This is a genomic window from Streptomyces sp. NPDC051018, assembly GCF_044456085.1.
In the GTDB taxonomy this organism is placed as follows: Bacteria; Actinomycetota; Actinomycetes; order Streptomycetales; family Streptomycetaceae; genus Streptomyces.
This window is the reverse complement of sequence record NZ_JBITFN010000001.1, coordinates 388,367-406,987: the sequence shown is the minus strand read 5'-3', so window position 1 is coordinate 406,987 and position 18,621 is coordinate 388,367. Positions and strand designations below refer to the sequence as shown.

15 protein-coding genes are annotated in these 18,621 nt (G+C 71.8%); 11 read left to right on the top strand and 4 right to left on the bottom strand.

The features are described 5' to 3' along the window. Position 1 precedes the first annotated feature (1 nt). The 6 genes from ACIBCM_RS01615 (at position 2) to ACIBCM_RS01590 (ending at position 7,033) form a co-directional block, all read left to right on the top strand. On the top strand, positions 2-1,303 hold the full coding sequence (locus ACIBCM_RS01615) for a FecCD family ABC transporter permease (protein WP_399238956.1): 1,302 nt from the start codon (positions 2-4) through the stop codon (positions 1,301-1,303). Further along, positions 1,300-2,130 carry a heme ABC transporter ATP-binding protein gene (locus ACIBCM_RS01610; RefSeq protein WP_399238954.1) on the top strand — a complete coding sequence of 277 codons (831 nt, stop codon included), beginning with the start codon at positions 1,300-1,302 and terminating at the stop codon, positions 2,128-2,130. Before ACIBCM_RS01615 ends, ACIBCM_RS01610 begins: the two co-directional genes overlap by 4 nt. Before the next feature lie 189 nt (positions 2,131-2,319). Further along, positions 2,320-3,456 carry an iron uptake system protein EfeO gene (gene efeO / locus ACIBCM_RS01605; protein ID WP_399238952.1) on the top strand — a complete coding sequence of 379 codons (1,137 nt, stop codon included), beginning with the start codon at positions 2,320-2,322 and terminating at the stop codon, positions 3,454-3,456. A gap of 12 nt (positions 3,457-3,468) precedes the next feature. After that, the gene (gene efeB / locus ACIBCM_RS01600) at positions 3,469-4,878 is read left to right on the top strand and encodes an iron uptake transporter deferrochelatase/peroxidase subunit (protein WP_399238950.1); all 1,410 of its coding nucleotides are present in this window, start codon (positions 3,469-3,471) and stop codon (positions 4,876-4,878) included. 228 nt (positions 4,879-5,106) lie between these two features. Then, positions 5,107-6,156 carry an iron uptake transporter permease EfeU gene (efeU, locus tag ACIBCM_RS01595; RefSeq protein WP_399238948.1) on the top strand — a complete coding sequence of 350 codons (1,050 nt, stop codon included), beginning with the start codon at positions 5,107-5,109 and terminating at the stop codon, positions 6,154-6,156. Next, positions 6,074-7,033: a hypothetical protein gene (locus tag ACIBCM_RS01590; protein ID WP_399238946.1), complete on the top strand. Its 960-nt coding sequence runs from the start codon at positions 6,074-6,076 to the stop codon at positions 7,031-7,033. Before efeU ends, ACIBCM_RS01590 begins: the two co-directional genes overlap by 83 nt. Before the next feature lie 96 nt (positions 7,034-7,129). Here the strand turns inward: ACIBCM_RS01590 and ACIBCM_RS01585 are convergent, their stop codons facing one another. After that, positions 7,130-7,906, bottom strand: a complete 777-nt coding sequence (locus ACIBCM_RS01585) for a bifunctional DNA primase/polymerase (RefSeq protein WP_399238944.1) — start codon at positions 7,904-7,906, stop codon at positions 7,130-7,132. Positions 7,907-8,694: 788 nt separating this feature from the next. Between ACIBCM_RS01585 and ddaH the strand changes: the two genes are divergently transcribed. Then, positions 8,695-9,519: a dimethylargininase gene (gene ddaH, locus ACIBCM_RS01580; protein ID WP_399238942.1), complete on the top strand. Its 825-nt coding sequence runs from the start codon at positions 8,695-8,697 to the stop codon at positions 9,517-9,519. Positions 9,520-9,783: 264 nt separating this feature from the next. Here the strand turns inward: ddaH and ACIBCM_RS01575 are convergent, their stop codons facing one another. After that, on the bottom strand, positions 9,784-10,275 hold the full coding sequence (locus ACIBCM_RS01575; protein WP_399238940.1) for a universal stress protein: 492 nt from the start codon (positions 10,273-10,275) through the stop codon (positions 9,784-9,786). A gap of 135 nt (positions 10,276-10,410) precedes the next feature. Next, a complete protein-coding gene (locus ACIBCM_RS01570; protein ID WP_399238938.1) occupies positions 10,411-11,442 on the bottom strand; it encodes a small ribosomal subunit Rsm22 family protein in 1,032 nt (343 codons plus the stop codon). Positions 11,443-12,158: 716 nt separating this feature from the next. On the opposite strand from ACIBCM_RS01570, the gene ACIBCM_RS01565 reads away from it, so the two are divergent. The 4 genes from ACIBCM_RS01565 to ACIBCM_RS01550 all read left to right on the top strand — a co-directional run bounded on the left by ACIBCM_RS01565 (position 12,159) and on the right by ACIBCM_RS01550 (position 15,646). Beyond that, positions 12,159-13,082: an aldo/keto reductase gene (locus ACIBCM_RS01565; RefSeq protein WP_399238936.1), complete on the top strand. Its 924-nt coding sequence runs from the start codon at positions 12,159-12,161 to the stop codon at positions 13,080-13,082. Next, on the top strand, positions 13,079-13,531 hold the full coding sequence (locus ACIBCM_RS01560) for a nuclear transport factor 2 family protein (protein ID WP_399238934.1): 453 nt from the start codon (positions 13,079-13,081) through the stop codon (positions 13,529-13,531). Before ACIBCM_RS01565 ends, ACIBCM_RS01560 begins: the two co-directional genes overlap by 4 nt. Positions 13,532-13,730: 199 nt before the next feature. Beyond that, positions 13,731-14,336: an ArsR/SmtB family transcription factor gene (locus ACIBCM_RS01555; protein ID WP_399238932.1), complete on the top strand. Its 606-nt coding sequence runs from the start codon at positions 13,731-13,733 to the stop codon at positions 14,334-14,336. Continuing rightward, a complete protein-coding gene (locus ACIBCM_RS01550) occupies positions 14,333-15,646 on the top strand; it encodes an MFS transporter (protein WP_399238930.1) in 1,314 nt (437 codons plus the stop codon). The genes ACIBCM_RS01555 and ACIBCM_RS01550 overlap by 4 nt, the downstream gene beginning before the upstream one ends. A 339-nt stretch (positions 15,647-15,985) precedes the next feature. Here the strand turns inward: ACIBCM_RS01550 and ACIBCM_RS01545 are convergent, their stop codons facing one another. Continuing rightward, the gene (locus ACIBCM_RS01545; protein ID WP_399238928.1) at positions 15,986-17,635 is read right to left on the bottom strand and encodes an MFS transporter; all 1,650 of its coding nucleotides are present in this window, start codon (positions 17,633-17,635) and stop codon (positions 15,986-15,988) included. Between the last annotated feature and the right edge of the window lie 986 nt (positions 17,636-18,621).

The following is an 18,621-nucleotide window of genomic DNA, read 5'->3' as shown; positions in this document are numbered from 1 at the left end:
GATGACCACAGGGGTGCGTCCCCGCGCGCAGGAACCTTCCGGCGAGGACGAGCCGGTTCTGAACGACGCCCCCCGGACGGGCACGGATACGGATACGGGAGCGCACGCGGATACGGGAACCCTGCCGGCCGCGGAGGCCGCCGCGGGTGCCGTAACCCCGGCGGCTACGGGGGCCGCCACAGGCACAGCAACCCCCGCGGCTACGGGAAGCTCCACAGGTACCGGAACTCCCCCGGCCGCGGAAGCCGCCACCGTGGGCGTCCGGCCCCGGCGGGCGCGCTCCACCGCGTGTCTCCTCACCGTCGTGCTCGTCGGCGCGCTGCTCGCCGTCTCGCTCGTCTCGGCGGGCTACGGCGCGTACGACATTCCGCTCGGCGATGTCATCGCCTCCGTCCAGCACCGGGCCGGGCTCGGCGGGCAGCCGCTCGACCGGGTCGGGGAGAGCGTGCTGTGGAACGTCAGGCTCCCCCGGGTGGTCCTCGCGCTGCTGGTCGGAGCGTGCCTGGGATGCGCCGGGGCACTCATGCAGGGCGTCTTCGGCAATCCGCTCGCCGAGCCGGGGATCATCGGGATCTCGGCGGGCGCGGCCGTCGGCGCGGTCTGCGCGATCGCGCTGGGACTGAGCTTCCTCGGCAACTGGACCGTCACCGTCTGCGCCTTCGTCTCCGGCCTCGCGACCGTGCTGCTGGTGTACGTGATGTCCCGGTCGGGCGGGAGGACGGAGGTCGTCACGCTCATCCTGACCGGTATCGCCGTCAACGCGTTCGCCGGTGCGCTCATCGGGCTGTTCGTCTTCTTCGCCGACAACGCGCAGATCACCCAGATCACCTTCTGGCAGCTCGGCTCCCTCTCCCAGGCGACCTGGCCCAAGGTGCTGGCGGTGCTGCCCTGCGCGCTGCTCGGACTCCTGATCGCGCCGCTGTACGCGCGCAGGCTGGATCTCCTCGCGCTCGGCGAACGGCCCGCCCGCCATCTGGGGGTGGACGTCGAACGGCTGCGGATCGTACTCGTCCTGGTGGTCGCGCTGCTGACCGCCGCCGCGGTCGCCGTCGCCGGGATCATCACCTTCGTCGGGCTCCTCGTACCGCATCTGCTGCGCATGACGAACGGCCCGGGGCACCGCTTCCTCGTCCCCGGCGCCGCACTGGGCGGCGCGCTGATGCTCGCGGTGGGCGATCTCGCCGCCCGTACCGTCGCCGAGCCCGCCGAGCTCCCGCTCGGGGTGCTCACCGCCCTCTTCGGCAGCCCCTTCTTCTTCTGGCTGCTCCGCAGGACCCGTCGCAAGCAAGGTGGCTGGGCATGAGAACGCTCTTCGGAATCCGCCGGCGCGAGCTGCCCGGCAGGCCGGGGCCAGGCGAGGTGCTGGCCGAGGCGCACGGGCTCCGGGTCCGGCTCGGCGGCCGGGAGGTCCTGACCGGGATCGATCTGTCCGCGCGCGCGGGCGAGGTGCTCGCACTCGTCGGGCCCAACGGCGCGGGCAAGTCGACCCTGTTCGCCGCGCTCGCCGCCGATCTCCCGGCCGACGGGGGTTCCGTACGGATCGCGGGCCGCCCCGCCGCCGGCTGGACCCCGGCCGAGCTGGCCCTGCGCCGGGCCGTACTGCCCCAGTCCGCCACGCTCTCCTTCCCCTTCCCGGTGGAGGAGGTCGTACGGATGGGGCGCGCGCCCTGGTCCGGGACCGGACGGGAAGAGGAGGACGACGAGGCGGTAACCGAAGCCCTGGCCGCCACGGAGACCGGGGAGTTCGCGGACCGGCCCTTCTCCGCGCTGTCCGGCGGTGAGCGCGCCCGGGTCGCCCTGGCCCGGGTGCTCGCCCAGCGGACCGCGCTGCTGCTCCTCGACGAGCCGACCGCCGCGCTGGATCTGCGCCACCAGGAACTGGTGCTGCGGATCTGCCGTGCGCGCGCGGCCGGCGGGGACGCCGTCGTCGTGGTGCTCCACGATCTCGGGCTCGCCGCCGCCTACTCGGACCGGGTCGCCGTCCTGGACGGCGGCCGGATCGAGGCCGAGGGCGAACCCTCGGCGGTCTTCGGCGGGGAGTTGCTGAGCCGGGTCTACCGGCAGCCCGTCGAGGTCTTCCCGCACCCGCGTTCCGGCGCTCCGGTGGTCCTGCCGGAACGGACGTTTTGACCGGTGCTTGACCGGGCCATGGGGGCGGCATGGGACCCGTGTGACCTGCCTTTTTCCGGGCCGGATTCTTGAGGTCCACATCACAGCGAAGGCGGGTTCCGGTCAGGTGAGCCTCGGCTAAGTTAGGTCCGCCTCACCACTTCGGCAGCGGCCTCCCGGGGCCGCCCCTCATCTCTTCGTGGAGCCCGTATGCGATGCCGTCTCTCCGTCCTGACCGCCACCGCGGCGGCGGCCGCCCTGACCGCCGTCACGGGCTGCGCGGAGAAGGCCGACGGCAAGGGCGGCGACGGCGCCGTACGGGTCACCGCGAAGGACGACTCCTGCGAGGTGTCGAAGAAGGACTTCCCGGCGGGCCATGTGGAGCTGGACATCGAGAACAAGGGCTCCAAGGTCACCGAGGTCTACATCCTGTTCCCCGACGACCGGATCGTCACCGAGCGCGAGAACATCGGCCCCGGCACCCGGGCCCGGCTCACCGCCGAGGTCAAGGCGGGCTCGTACGAGATCGCCTGCAAGCCCGGTATGAAGGGCGACGGCATCCGGCAGAAGGTCACCGTCACGGGCGCCACGGCCGCGCGGCGGAGCCCGGAGATGGACGCCGCGGTGGCCGCGTACCGGAAGTACGCGCAGGCGCAGGCCGACGAGACCCTGCCGAAGGCGAAGGTGTTCACGGACGCCGTGAAGGCCGGGGACATCGAGGCGGCGAAGAAGGCGTACGCGCCCTCCCGTATCGGCTGGGAGCGGACCGAGCCGGTCGCCGAGTCCTTCGGTGACATCGACCCGAAGGTGGACCTCCGCGAGGACGGTCTGGAGAAGGGGCAGCGGTGGACCGGCTGGCACCGGCTGGAGAAGGCCCTGTGGCAGGACCGCAGGATCGGCCCCGAGGAGAAGGCCCTCGCCGACACCCTGATCACGGATCTGACGGACTGGCAGAAGAAGGTCGGTACGGCGGAGATCACCCCGACCTCCATGGCGAACGGCGCCAAGGAGCTGCTGGACGAGGTCGCCACCGGCAAGGTCACCGGTGAGGAGGAGCGCTACAGCCACACCGACCTGGTCGATTTCCAGGCGAATGTGGAGGGCGCGCAGAAGTCCCACGAGCTGCTGAAGCCCGTCGCCGTCAGGAACGATCCGAAGCTCGTGGCGGAGCTGGACAGACAGTTCACGGCGCTGAACACCCTGCTGGACAAGTACCGTGCGGACAGGACGGCATACGACTTCGTCTCCTACGACACGGTCGGCAAGGGTCAGCGCAAGGAACTGAGCGACGCGGTGAACGCGCTCGCGGAGCCGTTGTCGAAGCTGGCCGCGGCCGTGGTGAAGTAGGGAGTACGGAAGATGTCCGAGCCCGGTACGGACCGCACGGACAACACGATCCGCACGGAGCAGGTGCCCCCGCCGGAAAGCCCGGACCGGCCCGAGGGCCGGGGCGGCCGGGACGATCGGAACGGCACGGGCGCCGGTGACGGTACCGGCCCCGGCGGCGCCGGGGGCGCCCGGGGCGGGGAGCCGGAGGGCGGCCGGAGGCCGTCGCGGCGGGCGGTGCTCGGATGGGGCGGCGCTGGACTGGTCGCCGGAGCCTCCGCCGCGGGCGGGACCGCCGCCGCGCTCGGCGGGCGCGACGGCACCGGCACCGGTGCCCCGGCGGGCGCGGCCGTGCCGTTCCACGGCGTCCACCAGGCCGGGGTCGCCACCGCCGTACAGGACCGGCTGCACTTCGCCGCCTTCGACGTCCGTACGCGGGACCGCGCCGAACTCGTCGCGCTGCTCGGGGAGTGGACCCGCGCGGCCGAGCGGATGACGGCGGGTCTGGCGGTCGGCGGGGGCGCGTTCGGCGCGCTCCCCGAAGCGCCGCCCGACGACACCGGTGAGGCCCTCGGTCTCAAACCGTCGCGGCTGACGCTGACGGTCGGGTTCGGCCCGTCGCTGTTCGGCAGGGGCCGCTTCGGTCTGGAGGGCAGACGGCCCGAGGCCCTCACCGAGCTGGAGGCCTTCCCCGGCGACAATCTCGACCCGGCCCGCAGCGGCGGCGATCTGTGCGTCCAGGCCTGCGCCGACGACCCCCAGGTCGCGGTCCACGCGATCCGCAACCTCGCCCGTATCGGCTTCGGCAGGGTCGCCGTCCGCTGGTCCCAGCTCGGCTTCGGCAAGACGTCGTCGACGACGCCCGACGAGCAGACCCCGCGCAACATGATGGGCTTCAAGGACGGCACCCGGAACATCTCCGGCACCGACGGCGCCGAACTGGACAGGCATGTGTGGGTGGCCGCGAAGGACGGGCCCGCCTGGCTGACGGGCGGCTCGTATCTGGTCGCGCGCCGGATCCGGATGAACATCGAGACCTGGGACCGCACCTCGCTCCGGGAGCAGGAGGACATCTTCGGCCGGGACAAGGGCGAGGGCGCTCCCGTCGGCAGGGCGAAGGAGCGCGACGAGCCGTTTCTTCCGGCCATGCTGCCGGCCGCGCACGTACGGCTCGCGCACCCGGACACCAACGGCGGTGCGAGGATGCTGCGCCGCGGCTACTCCTTCACCGACGGCACGGACGGGCTGGGCCGGCTGGACGCCGGGCTGTTCTTCCTGGCGTACCAGCGTGATATCGCCCGGGGATTCGTGCCGGTGCAGCGTTCGCTGGCCGCGCGTGATGTCCTCAACGAGTACATCCAGCACGTGGGTTCGGCGCTGTTCGCGATTCCGCCGGGCGTCCGCGACGGGGACGACTGGTGGGGCCGGGCGCTGTTCTCGTAGCGGCGCGGAAGGCCCCGCAAACCGCGTGGCCGTAACCGCCGAGCCGTACCGCACGTACCGCACCGTGGCCGCATCCGGCCAGGTGCCCGCACCGCGGCCGTACCCGGTCGGGCGTCCGCACCGGACCGCGGCCGTATCCGCTCGCGTGGCGGCCGGTCCCGGCCGGCGCCCGGGCGGCACCGCACACCCCAGACCGGGCAGCACCGCACACCACAGAAGGGACCCGCCGTGTTCGGCAACTATCTGATCGGCCTGCGCGAGGGTCTTGAGGCCAGTCTGGTCGTCTGCATCCTCATCGCGTATCTGGTGAAGACCGGCCGGCGTGACGCGCTACGGCCGGTCTGGACCGGTATCGGGGTCGCGGTCGCCCTCTCGCTCGGCTTCGGCTTCGCCCTCGAGTTCGGCTCGCGGACGCTGACGTTCGAGGCGCAGGAACTCCTCGGCGGCACCCTGTCCATCCTCGCGGTCGTCCTGGTGACCTGGATGGTCTTCTGGATGCGGCGCACCGCACGGCACCTCAGGTCCCAGCTGCACGGCAAGCTGGACGCGGCCCTGAGGATGGGCACGGGCGCGCTGGTCGCGACGGCCTTTCTTGCGGTGGCCCGCGAAGGGCTGGAGACCGCGCTCTTCGTGTGGGCGTCGGTGCGGGCCGCCACCGGTGACAGCGCGAGCGGGCAGCCGCTGATGGGGGTGCTGCTCGGCATCGCGACCGCGGTCGTGCTGGGCTGGCTGTTCTACCGGGGCGCGCTGCGGATCAACCTGGCGAAGTTCTTCACCTGGACCGGCGGCATGCTGGTGATCGTCGCCGCGGGTGTGCTCGCGTACGGCGTCCACGACCTCCAGGAGGCCCGTTTCCTCGGCGGCCTGGGGAACAAGGCGTTCGACATCAGCACCACGATCCCGCCGGACAGCTGGTACGGCACGCTCCTGAAGGGTGTTCTCAACTTCCAGCCCAACCCGACCGTCCTCCAGGTCGTCGTCTGGTCCCTGTATCTGATCCCCACCCTCGTACTGTTTCTCTCCCCGGTAGGGTTCGGTCGTTCAGTCGGGGGCGTGGGGGGCAAGGAGAAGGCGACCGATGGAAAGGCCGATACGGGTGGGAAGTCTGAACCGGCGGCGGGGCCGGTCGCGGGGGCGGACGGCGGGCGCTCCGGTGCCGCCGTACCGCAGGCGCGCGGTGACGGCGCTGGTGACGATGACGGCGCTGGCCCTGACGGCGAGCGGGTGCGTGACCGTGCACGGGGAGCGGGAAGTCGTCCCGGCGGCGACGAAGGCTGAGGCCGCCGAGGCGGTACGGGAGTTCACGGCCGCGTACAACGCCGCCGACAAGGCGTACGACCCCTCGCTCGACGCGGACCGGGTCACGGGGGCGCTCGGCGCGATCAACCAGGCCGGGCTGAAGTCGCGCGGCACCAACTTTCCGGGCGGCAACCCGCGGCATGTGCCGCTGGAGCTGACGGACACGAAGTTCACGATCCCGAAGAAGGCCGGCTGGCCCCGGTACTTCGTCGCGAACGCGGACCCCGGGGCCCAGGCGGACAGCGGCGGCGCGGACGAGCGCTGGCTGCTGGTCTTCCTCCGCGGCGCTCCGGCGGATGTGTGGAAGGCCGCCTATCTGACGGTCCTGCCCGCCGATCGGGTGCCCGAGCTGAAGACGGACGGCGGCGGGTTCGCCGAGCCGGTCCCCGCGGACGCCACCGGGCTGGTGAGCGCGCCGGGTGAACTGGGCAAGAAGTACACGGCGTTCATGCAGACCGGTGAGCCGAAGCTCTTCGCGGACGGCCCGCACACCTCCGGCTGGCGCGACGCCCGCGGGAAGTCGTCGAATCTGCCGGGGATCTCCACCCAGTGGATCGACCAGCCCCTGGACGCGGGCGACTTCGCCCCGCTCGCGCTGGCCACGGCGGACGGCGGGGCGCTGGTCTTCTTCACAGTCCGCAACTACGAACGCCAGACCGCCGCCAAGGGCGTATCGCTGAAGATCCACCCGGATGTACGGCCGCTGCTGACGGGGAACGCGAAGTCCACGATCACCAAGGAGCGGGTCTCCAGCCAGGCCGTCCTGGTCCCTCCGTCGGGCGGATCCGGCCCGGGCGGGGGGCAGGTGGAGGTACTGGGGCGCCTGGCGGGTCTGACGACGGCGAAGGGCGGTTAGGGCGCTTCCGATACGGCCCCGGGGTCGGCTGGAACGGCCCCCGGGGTCGGCTCGGCCCCGGGTCTGCGGTGGAGCGGCCGGGCCGGCTCCCGCGGGTCAGCGGTGCAGGGGCCAGGCCGCCTCGTGCGGGTCGAGCCGCTCGTGCTCGCCCGCGTACCGGGCGCACGCGTCCGTGAGGGTCTCCAGGAGTGTCAGCGGGTCCGGCAGCGGATGCTCCGGGCCGCGTACCCACTCGACCCCATGGTCACGGTCCCCGGCGCCGGGGAGCCGCGCCGGGGGTACGAGGACATAGCTGCCGCGGCAGTGCCACCGCAGCCCGGGGTGCTCGTCCATGGTCTCCGGATGGCAGTCCAGTTCACAGGGCCACCACTCGTCCTCGTCCTCGGGGGTGCCGCGGGTGGCGGTGAAGAACAGCGACCGCGCGTCCTCGCCCTCGCCGCCGGACTCGGCGACCGGGCCGACCTCGATACCCCGTTCCAGCAGCCGTTCCAGCGCGCTGCGGCCCGCTTCCAGCGGTACGTCCAGTACGTCGTGGACCATGCCGGTCGCGGTGATGAAATTGGCGTGCGGCTGCCCCTGGGCCCAGCGCTGGATCTGGGCGGGGTCGGTGGTGGACTGCGTCTGCCAGGCGAAGGAGACGGGGTGGCGGCCGGGCGTCGGACAGCCGATGCGTTCGCACGAACAGCGGTAGGAGACGGGATACGCGGCGGGCGCGAGCGGCAGGCCCGCGGCGGCGGCGGCAAGCAGCAGATCCTCGCGGCGGGAGTCCTCGGGCCCGGTGTCCCTGGGGCGCCGGCGCAGCCACTGGGTCAGCCGGTTCTCCCGGGGGAGCCTGTTCTCCGTGCCGCGGTAGCGGCCTTTACCGTCGCCCATCTATCCCCTCACACATCACGCTCGCCCCTCGCGGTCCCTGCCATGGTCCCACCATCCTGCTCCCCGGGTGTCCACAGTCCTCAACCGGGGGGTCCATCGGCCCGTTCCCGACCCCCGCGTGCGGGTGGTACGGGATACTGCACGGCCCGTGACCTGGGGGCCCGCCCACCGGGGCACGGGGAGGGGATCACCGGGGTCCCGGGGGGAGGCACGGGGGGTGCGGGCGGGGCGCGGGGGCGGGGCACGGACGAGGCGAGGGCGAAGTACGGGCGCAGTGCGGGCGAGGCGCAGGTGGCGGGTGAGGCGGGGCGGCCGGCGGGGCACGGCGGGCGGCCCCTGGACTGCCCCCGGCGGTGGATCGTCCGCCCGCCGGCTCCGGGACGGGCGGCGATGCCCTCAACGGCCGTACGCGGGTAGGCCACCACGGTGACAAGGACGGGGCGGCCCCGTGGATCACGCTCCGGGGGCGTTCGCCGCCGCGAGATCGGCCCCGGGGGGCCTGGTCCCGGCCATGGCGGCCCGATCCGGACGGGAGTGAATCGAGACATATCGCCTCCCCTGACGGGCGACCGGCGGCCCCCTCACGGCGTCCGCGTCTTCCGTACGGAACTCCCCCGGAACCGTTGTTGCGCAGGCATGGCTACGGTTTCGCACAACGCAACGCGGCCGCCTTTCCGTACAAAACAACGAACCCCCCGCCGCCTCCCTGCACAACGGCCGATTTGGCCCCACCATGGCTGCACGCACACCCGCGTATCCCCTCTGTACTCGTATGTGAGGAGCCCTCATTGCGCTCATCGCTTCGTGAGGCATCGCCGCGCCGCTTTCTGATGTGCCCACCCGCGCACTTCAAGGTGACGTACTCCATCAACCCATGGATGGATCCGGCGAAGCCCGTCGATCTGCCGCTGGCCATGACCCAGTGGGAGGACCTGCGCGACCGCTACACCGCGCTGGGTCACACCGTCGAGCTGCTCCGGCCGCGACCCGGCCTGCCCGACATGGTCTTCGCCGCCAACGGCGCGACCGTCATCGACGGCCGGGTGCTGGGCGCCCGGTTCGCCCATCCGGAACGGGAGCCCGAGGCCGCGGTCCACCTGGAGTGGTTCCGCGCCGCCGGATTCACCGATGTCCACGAGCCCGTCCATATCAACGAGGGCGAGGGCGACTTCGCCGTCACCTCCTCGTATCTGCTGGCCGGGCGCGGCTTCCGCTCCAGTCCGCTCTCCCACGACGAGGCACAGGAGTTCTTCGGCCGGCCCGTGATCGGACTGGACCTGGTCGATCCGCGCTACTACCACCTCGATACGGCGCTGAGCGTCCTGGACGCCACGACGGACGAGATCATGTACTACCCGGACGCCTTCTCGCCGGGCAGCCGCGCGGTCCTCGCACGGCTCTTCCCCGACGCCCTGATCGCCGGGCGGTCCGCCGCGTCCGCCCTCGGGCTGAACGCGGTGAGCGACGGCCGCCATGTGCTGCTGCCGCAGGCCGCGGTGGGGCTGTTCGAACCGCTGCGGGACCGCGGGTTCGAGCCGATCGGGATGGATCTCGGCGAGCTGCTGAAGGGGGGCGGCAGTGTGAAGTGCTGTACGCAGGAGTTGCGTGAGTGAGCGTCAGGGGCCGGTGGTGATCTGACCTGTGGTGTGGTTCTTCCCCCGTGCTCCTGCCGGGGGAAGAACCCTCCGGGGGCATGGGGGGGGCAGGGAGGGCAGGGAGGGCCTGGGCAGCGGTGGGGCGGGGCGGGCGATCGGGCTCGGGCTCGGGCTCCCCGGGCGGCGGGGTTGGGGGCGGTGATCGGGGGCGGGCTCCCCGGCGGGGTTGGGGGCGGTGATCGGGGGCGGGGCCCGCGCGGGGCTCGGGGTGTGGGCGCCGGATCAGCGGTCCGGGCCTCGGACGACGACCACCGGGCAGGGAGAGTGCTGGGTGCAGTGCTGGGCGACGGAGCCCAGGACCGCCCCGGTGAACCCGCCGTGGCCCCGGCTGCCGACGACGAGCAGTGACGCGTCACGGGCGGCGTCCAGCAGGGCGTCGGCGGCACCGGCGTGCACCACCTCGATCCTGATCTCCACCGGCGGCTTCTGGCCCGCCACCTCCTCGACGGCATCCTTGAGAACCCGTTCGGCGGTGGTCGCGGGGTCGTAGTCCACGGGCGACGGCATCCAGCCGAGTGAGCCGTAGTACGGCGGGAGCTGCCAGGAGATCACCGCCTCCACCACCCCGTGGGTGAGACCGGCCTGCCGGATGGCCCAGCGGAGCGCGCTCTTGGACGACACGGAGCCGTCGACACCGACCACGACGCGTTCGGGCTCGCCTCCCGCCGCCCGACCGCCGGGGGCTCTGTTCGGGGCACTGTCTCGCTCGGACACGTACGCCTCCCTGATGCGGTGAGCCGGCTTTCCCTCCTCCCATCGTGGGCGACGGGCACGGGGAGCGCCCTCGGGACGTAGGTGACGCGGGGCCCTCCGGGCCGGGTCTTCGGGTGCAGGCGCCTCGGGCCCGGGCTACTCGGGCGCGGGCGCCCCGGGTGCAGGCTCCTCCGGCGGAGGCCACTGTTCGCCCCAGGTGGCATCACGGGACGCCTTGTAGAGGGGGCCGCGGCGTTTGGTGACGGTCTCGCGGCGCATTCCGTCGTCGGCGGTGCAGAGGTCCAGCAGAACGAGGCCCTTGCGAATCTGGGGCTTGCGGGTGATACGCGCGGGGGCGGGCCGGACCGGGAACCGCGTGGCCACGACATAGCTGAACTTCTCGTCCTCGTACGCCAGCGACCCGCCCTTGACCTGGCGGTGCAGCGAGGAACGGCTGACCCGCGCCGAGAAGTGGCACCAGTCCGTACCGGGAACGATCGGACAGGCGCCGCTGTGGGGGCAGGGCGCGGCGACCGTCAGCCCCGCTTCGACGAGGCGGTCACGGGCCTCGATGACCCGGGCGTAGCCGTCGGGGGTGCCGGGCTCGACGATCACCACGGCGCGGGCGGCGCGGGCGGCCTCGGTGACCAGGGCGGCGCGGTCGTTCCCGGTCAGCTCCTTGAGGACATAGGAGACCGTGACGAGATCAGTGCTCTCGATCCGGAGCGCCGCACTGATACGAGAGCGCTGCCAGCGGGCGGCGCGGAGCGCGGGCACTCCCGAGGCGGCGGCCAGCTCCCGCCCCAGCGCCAGCGCGGGCTCGGCCCAGTCCACAACGGTGGTCAGCGGCGCCGGGTCCGCGTCCTCCCACGCCTCCGCCACGGCCCAGCTCGCCGCGCCCGTACCACCGCCGAGATCGGTGTGTGTACGGGGCACCCACTCGGGCGCCGCGTCCCGGAACGCGCCCAGCGCGCACCGTACGGCCTCAAAGGTCGCGGGCATCCGGTACGCGGCGTACGCGGCGACATCGGACCGGTCCCGCAGCACGGGCGCATCGGTGGGGGTGTCGCCGCGATAGCTGGCGATGAGCCGCTCGACGGCCTGCGCGGCCTGCGTGGGCGGCAATCCGTCCAGCAGCGCGGCAAGCGCGCCACGCAGGGCTTCGGTGGTGGGAAGACTGGCGTTCACCAAGGGATTCTAGGCCGGGCGGGGCCGGCGCCGGGAACGCGAGCGGTGCTCCGAGGTGCGTGCACCGCCCTCAAGCGAGAGCACTGCTCACCTCTGCGACCACCGCTCCTACCGGCGAGCACCGCTCCTGTGCTGGAGCGCTGCTCCATGCCGAGAACGCCGCACTGGGAGCGAGAGCAGCGCCCGCAACCGAGAGCACCGCTCACGCGATCGCCGCTCACCAGCAAGAGCACCGGCCGCAACGGAGAGCGCTGCTCACAAACGCGAGCCTCGCTCCTACTCACGAGCACCGCTCCTGGAAGCACTGCACCACGTCGAGAGCACCGCCCTGAACCGAGAGCACCGCTCACGCGCTCACCGCTCACCGCTCACCGCCAAGAACACCAACCGCAACCAAGAGCACTGCTCACAGACGCGACCCCCGCCCCCACCCGCGAGCACCGCTCCCGCACCAAACCCCCGCCCCCAGACGAGAGCACCGACCCGAAGCAAGAGCACCGCTCTCGGAACAGTGCACCGCTCCCACCACCCCCACTCCCGCCGCGCCGGACCCCACCCGGAGCGACCGGCGCCTCACGCGAGGAAACGTTCCCGCCGACGGGGCCACGGCCGGGACCTGGCCGAGTAGTTCCGGGAACTGGCCGCAGGAGCGCCGGACTTGCCGAAGTAGTCCGGGAGCCCCCCGGACCGTCGGCGGGCCCTCCTACCGTCGCCCCATGGAAATCACCTTGGACAGCGAGGCACAGACCACCTCTCCCCATCCGCGCACGACCACGATCGGCGGTGACCTTCCGGTACGGCGGCTCGGCTTCGGCGCGATGCGTCTCTCCGACGGCCCGGGACCCAGCAGCGGCTCCCTGGTGTGGGGCGGACCGCGCGACGCCGAGCAGGCGCGCGCGGTGCTCCGGTACGCGGTGGAGCTGGGCGTCGATCTGGTCGACACGGCCGACTCGTACGGTATCGGCGCCAATGAGGAACTGGTCAGGGAAGCCCTGCACCCCTACCGGGAAGGACTGTTGATCTCCACCAAGGTGGGCGTCACCCGGCCCTCACCGTCCGAGTGGGTGCCGCTGGGCCGCCCCGAGTACCTCAAGCAGCAGACGGAGCTGAGCCTTCGGAGGCTCGGGGTGGAGCGGCTGGATCTGCTGTTCCTCCACCGGGTCGACCCGCAAGTACCGCTGGCCGACCAGATCGGCGCCTTCAAGGAGCTCCAGGACGAGGGGAAGGTCCGCCATATCGGCCTGAGCGAGGTGAACGTCGAGCAGATCCGCGAGGCGTCCGCGATCACGCCGGTGGCGGCGGTGCAGAGCCTGTACAACGTGACCAACCGCGCCAACGAGGCGGTCGTCCGGCACTGCGCGGAGCAGGACATCGCCTTCCTCGCGTACTTCCCGCTCGCCGTCGGCGCGCACACGGCGGCCGGAGGGCCGCTCGCGGACACGGCCAAGGCCCTGGGCGCCACCCCCGCACAGCTCGCGCTCGCCTGGCTGCTGCACCGCGACCCGTGCGTCATCCCCATTCCCGGCACCTCCTCGGTCCGCCATCTCGAAGAGAACCAGGAGGCGCTGGACATCGACCTGACACCTGATCAATTCACGCAGGTATCCGCACTGTTCGAGAACTCAACGGAGGAACTGTGACCACCACCGACCTCAAGACCGGCCTCAAGATCGACCCCAAGATCGAGGCCATCGAGCGTTTCTTCACCGCGTACGCGGCGGGCGACGAGGAGGGCATCGCCCAGGTACTCGCCCCCGACATCGAGTGGACGATCCCCGGCCACCACCCGCTCTCCGGGACCAAGTACGGGATCGATGAGGTGCGTTCGTTCTTCCAGGCCCTCTCCAGGACCGGGTTCCAGGCGGCGCCGCTGTTCCTGGAGGCCAGTGACGAGTACGTCGTCGATGTGCACCGCGGCTGGTCGACCGAGGGTGTCGGCAGGGTGGACACCACCTGGGCGCTGGTGTGGCACTTCGGCCCGGACGGCAAGGTCGACCGGGTACTGAATCTCAGCGCCGACCAGCATCAGATGGACAGCTTCATCTGGGCGAACTTCGCTCTCGCCCCGCTGCCCGACCGCCTGGCCTGAGCGTGTAAACGTCGGGGTCCGCCGAACCCCGCCCGGTTCGGCGGACCCGGCTTGCCCCACAGACGGCGCGAGCGCCGGCAGCCGGGACACGCCAAGCCGCGGCGTGAATCAACAGAGACATCTCTGCAAAGAAGACTATGCAGAGACTTCCACGCAGAGACTCCTATGCAGAGGATCCTCTGCAACATACCCTGTCGGCATGTCCGACGAACCCGAGCACACCTCACAGCCCGCCGAGCCCGCCCGGCGCCTCGATGCGCGCAGCCTGCGCGGGCTGGCCCATCCGCTGCGGATGAACATCTTCGAACTGCTCAGCCTGGACGGCCCCGCCACCGCCACCAGGCTCGCCGAACGTCTCGGGGAGAACACCGGCACCATCAGCTGGCACCTGCGCCACCTCGCCGAGCACGGCTTCATCGAGGAGGAGACCGGACGGGGCACAAAACGCGAGCGCTGGTGGAGAAGAGTCGACGTCACGAATGAGCTGAACACCGCCGACTTCCGCGACGACCCCGACACCCGGGGCGCGCTGTCGGTCTACCTGCACGAACTGGTGCAGCAGCACTTCAGCCGGGTCGTGAACTACATCAGCGAGGACTGGGACGACAGATGGAGGAGCGCAGGCACCGTCTCGGACTGGAGTGACCTGCGGATGACCCCGGAGCAGCTGGAGTCGCTCAACGCGGAGCTGATGGCCGTCATCGCCCGCCACACCCCTGCTCCGGGCGCCGAGCCCGCGCCGAACGCGCTCCCCGTCGTCGTACAGCTCCAGTCCTTCCCCCGCAAGGAGCGCGGCTCCGTATGAGCCGTGGCATACGCGGTGGCCTCCTGCGCCGCCACCGCGATTTCCGCCTGCTGTGGTGCGGTGAGACCGCCGGCAAGTTCGGCGCGTCCGTCACCGGGGTGGCGATGCCGCTGGTCGCCGTCTCCACCCTGCACGCCGGCCCGTTCGAGGTCGGCCTGCTGAGCGCCGCCGCCTGGGCCCCCTGGCTGTTCATCGGTCTCCCGGCCGGTGTCTGGGTGGACCGGCTGCGGCGCAGACCGATCATGCTGGCCGCCGCCGGGGTCTCCCTCGTACTGTTCGCCGGCGTCCCGGCCTCCGCATGGTGCGGCTGGTTGAGCATCGAACTACTGCTGGGCGTCGCCCTGCTGACGGGCACGGCGGCGGTGTTCTTCCAGACCGCCTACAGCGCCTACCTCCCCGGCATTCTGGAACCCGATGACCAGCCCGAGGGCAACGCCAAACTGCACGGCAGCGCGTCCGCCGCGCAGATCGCCGGGCTCGGCTCCGGCGGTCTGATCGCACAGTTGGCAGGCGCGGTGAACGGGATGCTCGCCAACGCCGCGACATTCCTCGTCTCACTCCTGTGCCTCGCAGGCATCCGGCATCGCGAGCCACGCGTCACCGGAACCGAACATCGCCCCACTTCACTGGTCGGTGAAGTCCGCGAAGGTCTGCGGCTGGTCGCCGTCGACCCCTGGTTCCGTACGTTCACACTCTTCGGAGCCGCCTCCAACCTGGCCCTTATGGGGTACCAGTCGATTCAGGTGGTCTTCCTGGTCCGGAGCGTCGGTCTGGCACCAGGGACGGTCGGCGCACTCATCGCGGTGACCAGTGCCGGAGGCGTGGCCGGGGCATTCGCCGCACGCCGGGTCGCTCACCGGATCGGCACGGCCCGCGCGACACTGCTGTTCGAACTGGGACTTCCCCTGCCCGGTCTGCTCATCCCGCTGACCGTCGGCGGAGCCGGGATCCTGCTCTTCGCGGCAGGCGGCTTCAGCGTCTCCGCGGGCGTCGTCGCCGGGAACATCATCAAAGTGGGCTTCCAGCAACGCTACTGCCCGCCGGAACTCCTCGGCCGTGTCACCGCGAGCACGGCATTCCTCAGCTACGGAACGATCCCCGTCGGAGCACTGCTCGGCGGCGCGCTCGGAACCGAACTCGGCCTCCGCGCCGCCATGGTCATCACGACAGCCGGGGTCCCGCTCGCCGCGCTGATCCTTCTCTTCTCCCCGATCCGGCGATCCCGGGACCTGCCGACGTCCCGCCGGCCGACGAGTAGTTCTCCAGGTCCGCTGGATTCCGATGGCGAGGCGGCCCTGCCTCGTCGTTGACCACGGCCGCGCCGGGACATCGCTCCTCGGAACCGAGCGCAGGAACTCCCGTCGGCCCTCACGGGGAGAGTTCGCACTCGGTGACAGGATGAACCGAGACACGGTCGCCCACTCACCGTCGGCGAACACGAAGAACCGAGAACACGAAGAACTGAGGCGCCGGCAGCGGGCCGTCCCACCGCACCGTGCGCCATGCCTGCTCAAAGCACTGGGCGGGGGCCGGATCCCACGGAACCTGACATCCGCCGCGCACCGCGAAGCCCCTGCCCGAGGGGGGAGGACGGGCAGGGGCTGGAACAGGGGGCGCGGTGCCCGCGCCGGAGGGCAACGCCAAACTGCTCAGCGCGTTCCGGGGATCCGGCGGCCCAGGAACACCACGCTCGCCGCTGCGCCGACGAGGCAGACGATGCCCGCCGTCAGCATGGCGGTGTGCAGTCCTCCGAGCGTGGCGGTGATCCCGTCGCCGCCCGACGACAGCGCCGAGGTGCGCGCGGTGGCGATGGCCGCCAGGCCCGCCACCCCGATGGCGCCGATGAACTGGGGCAGCTGTGCCAGCCCGCCGGCGACGCCCTGCTCCTCGTCACCGAGGCCGGACGTCATCGTCGTGATGAAGGCGACGACGGTGAGGACATGACCGAAGCCCATGACGCCCGAGGTGACCAGAAGGAGCACCAGCCCGTCCTGCGCGGGCAGGAACACCATGCCCCCGGTGCCCAGGCCCTGGATGACCAGACCCCCGGCCATCACCGCGACCGTGCCGTACGCCCTGATCAGCCGGGCGGCGACGATGCCCGCGATCAGCGCGGTGACGCCCTCGGCCAGGAATCCGGCGCCGGTGGCGAGCGGTGAGTAGCCGAGTACGTCCTGCATGTAGAGGCTCAGCAGTACGGTCGCGCCCGCGCACATGCCGAGGGTGATGAAGCCCATCAGCCCGCCCCACTTCACCGTCGGCCGGTTCAGCAGCCCCAGCGGGACCAGCGGATCGGGGTGCCGTCGCTCCACGACCAGGAACAGGCCCAGCGCCACCACGGCCAGGACCAGAGAGGCCAGCGTGGACAGGCTGGTCCAGCCCTCCTCGCCGCCGGTGGAGATGCCGTAGACGAGGGCGAAGAGACCGATGCTGACCAGGATCGCGCCCGGGATGTCGAGCCGGGCCTCGATACGCACATCGGTGCGCGGCAGCACGGTGAGGCCGCCGATCAGCACCACCGCGGCGATGATCACCAGAATGAGCATGGTCCAGCGCCAGTTGAGACCGCTGGTGATCACTCCGCCGCCGAGGGTGCCGAGGACGAAGCCGAGGGAGAGCACCGCGCCGTTGACGCCCAGGGCGCGGGTGCGCTGCGGGCCCTCGGGGAACGCGGCGGTCATCAGCGAGATCGCCGTCGGCGCGATCATGGCGGCTGCCGCGCCCTGTCCTGCGCGGGCGGCGATGAGCATGCCCGGTGAGTTCGCGAGCCCCGCGACCAGGGAGAACGCCCCGAAGATGATCACACCGGCCAGAAACAGCCGGCGGCGGCCCACCAGATCGGAGACCCGTCCGAACAGCGGCAGCAGTCCGGCGGTGGGCAGCAGACAGGCGGTCGCCACCCACTGGAGCGAGCCGGTGCTGCCGAAGCCCAGGTCACGGCCGATCTCCGGGAGCGCGACGGTGACCACGGAGAAGTCGAGGCCCGCCATGAAGGTGGCCCCGCACAGGGTGAAGAGGATCAGCCAGCCCCGGGTGCTGAGCCGGTCCGAATCCGCCCCGGCCGGGCCCGGCCGGTCCCCTCCGGGCCCGGCCGTCCCCGATTCGGCGGCCCCGCCCGCGTAGGGAGGCCCCGCGGCCGTGCTCGGCTCCCCCGCCACGCCCGGCGGAGCCCCGGGGCGCCCGGCGCGGTCGCCGGCCCCGATCACCTCGGTCGCGCCGAACGCCCCGGTCGCCCCCGGTTCGGTGACCGGGCCGAAGACCTCGCCCGCCCGGACCGCTTCGGCCCCCTTGTTCGCCATGTTCTTCCGTGCCCTCCTTGTCGTCCTGAGCGTCATGGTTTTCGTGGTCGTCGTGGTTTTCGCTGTCGTCGTGGTTCTGTTCGCTCCCTCGGCCGTATCGGTCGTCCGCGTCTCCTCCGCTTCGTCGTTCGGAGTCGTCTGGCGCCTATTGGTCACCGCCATGGCTGGCCCTCTCACGGGAAGTCGGTTCCGGGCTGGGTCCGCGCGAGTCCGACCACCCGTGCACCACCCGTACAAAGCGAACTGCGAAGGGGCGGGCCGGGACAATGCCGGCGCGGATCGCGGCGCTCACTTTCACAACTTGCCCAAGTCACCCTCCCGGCTTGCGCCCCTCCCGGGGGTTGGGGTGATATCCACGGCGCGGACTCGCGTCCCGAATGCGGGCGGTTCTGCGTCCCGAATGCGTGCCGGCCCCGCGTTCCGAAATGCGTGTCGGCCTCGCGTCCCGAATGGGCACGGCCTTTCGTTCCCCTGTACCGGTATACGCGCGACCACGCGGGGATTTCCGGGCGCCATTCGCGTCGTCGTGCAGCACGGAAACGCCCGAAGACGAAGCCCTATCACCTGGCGTTCGGCACACCGAAAAGCGCGTACCGGCCGGCGGAAGAGGAACAGCCGCCCCGACGGACGGGAGCGGATCCCCAGGCCCGGACCGGGGCGCCGGAGCCGCCCCCCGGGGGCCCTGGCGGGTACGGCCCCGGCCGCTTGCGGTACGCCGGTCCACGGCCGGTTGCGGCACTCCCCGGCTCCGGAAGCCGCTGGCACCCCCGCACCCCCGCACCCCGGCCCGGCAGCCGACGGCGGAGACGGTCAGGGGGCCGGCGGATCTCCACCCTCAGACCCGCCTCAGGTCCAGGTGTCCGATCGAGTCCCGCCTCGGGTCCAGCTCGGATCCACGCCGGGTGCCCAGGTCAGACCCCGTCTGCGGGTATCTCCGCGATACCCCCTAGAAAAAAACAGAACGATCGGTATTCTTTTTCTCTGTT

Coding starts and splice junctions, on each gene's coding strand:
- ACIBCM_RS01545 (WP_399238928.1), bottom strand. CDS start 17,635: ATGGCGAACAAGGGGGCCGAAGCGGTCCGGGCGGGCGAGGTCTTCGGC.
- ACIBCM_RS01555 (WP_399238932.1), top strand. CDS start 13,731: ATGTCCGACGAACCCGAGCACACCTCACAGCCCGCCGAGCCCGCCCGG.
- efeB (WP_399238950.1), top strand. CDS start 3,469: ATGTCCGAGCCCGGTACGGACCGCACGGACAACACGATCCGCACGGAG.
- ACIBCM_RS01565 (WP_399238936.1), top strand. CDS start 12,159: ATGGAAATCACCTTGGACAGCGAGGCACAGACCACCTCTCCCCATCCG.
- ACIBCM_RS01590 (WP_399238946.1), top strand. CDS start 6,074: ATGACGGCGCTGGCCCTGACGGCGAGCGGGTGCGTGACCGTGCACGGG.
- ACIBCM_RS01615 (WP_399238956.1), top strand. CDS start 2: ATGACCACAGGGGTGCGTCCCCGCGCGCAGGAACCTTCCGGCGAGGAC.
- ACIBCM_RS01610 (WP_399238954.1), top strand. CDS start 1,300: ATGAGAACGCTCTTCGGAATCCGCCGGCGCGAGCTGCCCGGCAGGCCG.
- ACIBCM_RS01550 (WP_399238930.1), top strand. CDS start 14,333: ATGAGCCGTGGCATACGCGGTGGCCTCCTGCGCCGCCACCGCGATTTC.
- efeO (WP_399238952.1), top strand. CDS start 2,320: ATGCGATGCCGTCTCTCCGTCCTGACCGCCACCGCGGCGGCGGCCGCC.
- ACIBCM_RS01585 (WP_399238944.1), bottom strand. CDS start 7,906: ATGGGCGACGGTAAAGGCCGCTACCGCGGCACGGAGAACAGGCTCCCC.